Below are 2,552 nucleotides of genomic sequence, written 5' to 3' on the forward strand. Positions count from 1 at the left end.
GGGCGAGCTCGCCCGCCAGGATGTACGCGCCGGTGAGGGCGAGGCCCGTGCCCTGGCCGGAGGCGGGGGAGGTGCAGTGGGCGGCGTCGCCGAGCAGGACGACCCGGCCGGTGGACCAGTGGTCCAGCTCCACGAGGGCGATGGAGTCCAGGTAGAAGTCGTCGGCCTCGGCGGCGTGCCCGAGCAGGCGCGGGATCTCCCAGCCGTCGCCCTGGAAGGTGCGGGTGAGGAAGCGCTTCTGGGCGGCGGTGTCGCGGTGGTCGGGCTGCTCCTGGGGGGAGGAGAAGATGAAGAGGTTCTTGGCATCGGTCTCGCCGGCGGAGCTGTAGACGCAGGTCAGCTTCCCGGGGAGCGCGTGGTACGTCTCCCAGCGGTCCAGGCCCAGGTGGTTGGGGGCCGTGAAGATGGAGATGTACGCGCCGAGGTGGCGCTTGAACCGCTCCTCCGGGCCGAAGACGAGCTTCCGGGTGTGGGAGTGGAGTCCGTCGGCGCCGACGACCAGGTCGAAGCGGCGGACGGCGCCGGACTCGAAGGTGACGGTGACGCCGTCGGTGTCCTCCGCGAGGGAGGCGATCGAGTCGCCGAAGACGTACTCGACGTCCTCGCGGGTCCGGTCGTACAGGATGCGTGCGAGCTCGCCGCGCATGATCTCGTCGTCCTCCTCGACGCGTCCGCCGAAGATGTCGGCGGGCAGTTCGCCGATGGTGCGGCCGGCGTCGTCGACGTACGAACCGCCGCGCATGTCCGTGGAGTTGGCGCGGATCTCGTCGAGGATCCCCATCCGGCGGCAGACCTCGATCGCGGTGCCGCGGATGTCCACCTTGTAGCCGCCGGTGCGCAGTTCGGGGGCGCGCTCGACGACGGTGGGGGCGAAGCCGTAGCGGTGCAGCCAGAGGGCGAGGGCGGGGCCGGCGATCGAGGCGCCGGAGATCAGGACGGTCTTGGCGGTGCTGGTCATGGCAGGACTCCTTGTCGGGTGTCTGCGGGCCGTTCTCCTGCCCGCAGACATGACTATACGGATGTCCTACACGGTTGTCTATGACGCTTGTATAGATTCCTCGGCGGCCGGTCAGCCGCGGCCCAGGACCACCGTCCCCGAGGAGCAGAACCAGCCCCCCGTCCCCGAGGCCACCGCCAGCTCCGGCAGCGATCCGTCCGGCCTCCGCACCTGCAACCCCGGTGCCTCGCCCCGCAGTTGGCGCACCGCCTCCACGAGCAGGAACAGGCCCCGCATCCCCGGATGGCAGGCCGAGAGTCCGCCGCCGTCCGTGTTCACCGGCAGCCCGTCCTTCTCCTGGACGAACGCCCCGCCCTCGCCCTTCGCGCAGAAGCCCAGGTCCTCCAGGGTCACCAGGGTCATGTAGGTGAAGGCGTCGTAGATCTCGGCGACGTCGATGTCCGCGGGGCGCACGCCCGCCCGCTCGAAGGCGAGCCGGCCGCTGACGGCCGCCGGGGAGACCGTGAAGTCCTCCCACTCGGACATCGTGGTGTGCGAGACGTGCTCACCCGTGCCGAGCACCCACACCGGGGCCGTACGGCAGTCCTGGACGTACTCCTCGGCCGCCAGCAGCACCGCGCAGCCGCCGTCGCTGCGGATGCAGCAGTGCAGCTTGGTGAACGGGTCCGCGATCATCGGCCCGTCCAGGACCTCGTCGACGGTGATCGGCTCGCGGAACATCGCCTCCGGGTTCAGCGCCGCGTTCGCCCGCGCCCGGACGGCCACCTCCGCGAGCTGCTCCAGGGTCGTGCCGTACTCGTGCATGTGGCGGCGGGCGGCCATCGCGTACTTGGCGATCAGGGTGTGCCCGTACGGGACCTCGAACTGCAGCGGGCCGCGCGCGCCGAAGGAGAGGTTCGAGGTGCGGCGCCGGGCCCGGATGTCGGCGCGGGCGGTGGAGCCGTACACGAGCAGGACCGCGTTCGCGTGGCCCGCGGCGATCGCGTCGGCGGCGTGCGCGGCCATGACCTCCCAGGTGGCGCCGCCGACGGCGGTCGAGTCCACCCAGCGGGGGCGCAGGCCCAGGTATTCGGCGACCTCGACCGGTGCGAGCGTGCCGAGGCCCGCCGAGGCGAGGCCGTCGATCAGCGAGCGGTCCAGGCCGCTGTCCGCGAGGGCGCGCCGGGCGGCCTGGGCGTGCAGGGCGTAGGGGGTGGCCTCGTCGACCCGGCCGCAGTCGGAGAGGGAGACGCCGACGACGGCGACGCGGCGGGTGCTGCGTGTGGTGGTGGGCATGAATCTGACGGTACATCAGATTCCTTGAATCGGGACCGGCGCTTCTCTGGGCAACGGGACCTGCACCGCCCTAGCATGACGCACCGTCAGATACGGAGGGAGCCCCATGGACGCCGCCGAAACCGCCGCGCTCGACGCCCCGCGAACGGAACCGCCCGACGAGCCGCCGAGCACCGCGCCGCTCACCCCGGCCGGGCACGAGATCCGCCGCACCCTGCGGGACCTCCTGGCCGAGCACGCCGGGCCCAGAGGGCGGCGTCGTAGCCCTCGGGGGTGGCGGTGGCGGCGCGGTTCTCACGGGGCCCGGCGTGCTCGGCCA

Annotated in this window: 3 protein-coding genes; 1 reads left to right on the plus strand and 2 read right to left on the minus strand. The window is 72.3% G+C overall.

What is annotated here, in order from left to right; all coding sequences use genetic code 11:
- The coding region (locus CCN56_RS33800; RefSeq protein WP_086831649.1) for an FAD-dependent monooxygenase at window positions 1–958 on the minus strand (958 nt) is incomplete at its 3' end.
- 111 nt (window positions 959–1,069) lie between these two features.
- The gene (locus tag CCN56_RS33805; protein ID WP_086831650.1) at window positions 1,070–2,233 is read right to left on the minus strand and encodes an acetyl-CoA acetyltransferase; all 1,164 of its coding nucleotides are present in this window, start codon (window positions 2,231–2,233) and stop codon (window positions 1,070–1,072) included.
- A 106-nt stretch (window positions 2,234–2,339) separates the two neighbouring features.
- On the opposite strand from CCN56_RS33805, the gene CCN56_RS43975 reads away from it, so the two are divergent.
- The coding region (locus CCN56_RS43975; protein WP_218779479.1) for a hypothetical protein at window positions 2,340–2,552 on the plus strand (213 nt) is incomplete at its 3' end.

The sequence above is a fragment of the Streptomyces sp. NRRL B-24572 genome, assembly GCF_002156145.1.
Classification (GTDB): Bacteria; Actinomycetota; Actinomycetes; order Streptomycetales; family Streptomycetaceae; genus Streptomyces; species Streptomyces vietnamensis.

Bases quoted from the DNA above. Each gene is read 5' to 3' on its own strand.
- CCN56_RS33805 (WP_086831650.1), bottom strand. From the start codon at position 2,233: ATGCCCACCACCACACGCAGCACCCGCCGCGTCGCCGTCGTCGGCGTC.